Genomic DNA, 1,267 nt, shown 5'->3' on the forward strand with positions numbered 1-1,267 from the left:
GGACACCTTTGGTGTGGTGGTCAGGCCGCGAGGGTGGTCTCGTACTGGGCGGGGCTGCGGTAGCCGAGGCTGCTGTGGAGCCGATGCAAGTTGTACCAGCTCTCGATCCACTCGAATATGGCGGTGTGGGCGGCGGCCCGGCTGGGCCAGGGACGGGCGTCGCCGAGCTCGTTCTTCAGGGTGGAGAAGAACGATTCCGCGAGCGCGTTGTCCCAGCATTGCCCAGTGCGTCCGACCGACAGGCGAACGTTGAACTCGCTTGCCAGGATAGATAGTTCATGGCTGGTGTATTGGCAGCCGCGGTCGGAGTGGAAGATCACTGGGCCGGATGGGCGGCGCGTTCGGTAAGCGTTTCGCAGCGCGTCGGCGACCAGTTCGGTCCGCAGATGGTCGGCGGTGGCCCAACCGACCACGCGCCGAGACGCAATGTCGATCACGGTGGCGAGGTAAAGCCACCCCTCGTCCGTGGCGATGTAGGTGATATCTCCGCACCAGCGGGTATCCAGGGCTGCCGGGTCAGGCCGAAAGTCACGAAGGACCAGGTCAGGGCGGGTGACCGCGTGTGGGTCGGGGGTGGTGGTGCGGTGCCGGCGCCGTCTGTGGCGGCCTATCAGACCGGCCTGTCTCATCAGCCGGGCCACCCGGCGACGCCCGCAGCCGGCGCCTTCCCGCTGCAGGACGGCGTGGACGCGCGGAGCACCGTAGGTGCCGCGGGACCGCTCGTGGACGATTGTGATCTGTTCGGTCAGCTCAGCGTCCCGCACCGCACGGGAGCCAGGGGTGCCGGTGCAGCGGGCGTAGTAGGCGGTTCGGGAGACCTGGAGCAGTTCACACGCCCTTTTGACGCTGTGACCTGCGAGTTTCTCCGCCTCGATGAACGGGTGCACCGTCACCGGGTCTCCTTCGCGAAGAAAGCCGTCGCACGCTTGAGGACCTCCACGTCTTCCTGCAGCCTGCGGTTCTCCCGCCGCAGCGCGGCCAGTTCCTCACGTTCGCTGCTGGTCAGGCCGTCTCGTTCGCCGTCGTCGACCGCGGCCTGCCTCACCCAGCTCCGCACTGCCGTCTCGGTCAGCTCGAAATCCCTGGCGACCTGTCCGACCGAGCGGTCGCCCCGCCGGCAAAGCTCGACGATCTCGGCCTTGAACTCCGGCGTGAACGAGCGGCGAGGGCGCGGCTTCTTCTTCCCCATGCTCTCCATGATGAACATCATCCTTCCGGGGCCGAAACCCCTGATCTTCGATGTCCGTCAAAGCGAAGCAAGCCCAGG

Annotated in this window: 2 protein-coding genes; both read right to left on the bottom strand. The window is 66.8% G+C overall.

Features of this window, described 5'->3' with window-relative positions:
- Positions 1-20: 20 nt before the first annotated feature.
- On the bottom strand, positions 21-893 hold the full coding sequence (locus tag AC6CKD_RS37925) for an IS3 family transposase (RefSeq protein ID WP_498333979.1): 873 nt from the start codon (positions 891-893) through the stop codon (positions 21-23).
- Positions 890-1,189, bottom strand: coding sequence for a transposase (locus AC6CKD_RS37930; protein WP_498333981.1), 300 nt, complete (start codon positions 1,187-1,189; stop codon positions 890-892). Before AC6CKD_RS37930 ends, AC6CKD_RS37925 begins: the two co-directional genes overlap by 4 nt.
- Positions 1,190-1,267: the final 78 nt, after the last annotated feature.

It is taken from the genome of Streptomyces sp. GQ60, assembly GCF_059758875.1.

Coding starts and splice junctions, on each gene's coding strand:
- AC6CKD_RS37930 (WP_498333981.1), bottom strand. CDS start 1,189: ATGGGGAAGAAGAAGCCGCGCCCTCGCCGCTCGTTCACGCCGGAGTTC.